At 53.9% G+C, this 393-nt stretch carries 1 pseudogene; it reads right to left on the reverse strand.

Annotation, left to right across the window (positions count from 1 at the left end):
- A pseudogene (locus tag HMPREF2871_RS09785) lies at positions 1–393 on the reverse strand (RHS repeat family protein); the annotation flags it as partial.

Genomic DNA, 393 nt, shown 5'->3' on the forward strand with positions numbered 1-393 from the left:
TCCGGTCGGGCTGATGGTTTTCGTTATAGTGATATGCGGTACTGCTGCCGTTCGGATCGGTTACCGACAGCAACAGACCGTTGCCGGCATATTCGAAACGGGTGATGTGTTTCAGCGGGTCGGTATGGGTCAGCAGGTTACCCGCTTCGTCATAGGTATAGCCGTGGTAACAGCTTTCGGCATCGCTTTTACGGATCAGACGGTAGTTGTCGTCATAGTCGAAATGCAGGATGACGCCGTCCGGACGGATAATGCTTTCTACCTGGCCTTCGTTGCTGTATTGATAACGGGTAACGCGTCCCATTGCATCGGTATGGCTGAGCAGACGGCCCAAGTCGTCGCGTTCCATCAGGTTGGTACTGCCGTCGGCAAACACCCGTTTGGTCAACTCAT

It is taken from the genome of Neisseria sp. HMSC067G12 (assembly GCF_001812725.1).
GTDB lineage: Bacteria > Pseudomonadota > Gammaproteobacteria > Burkholderiales > Neisseriaceae > Neisseria > Neisseria perflava.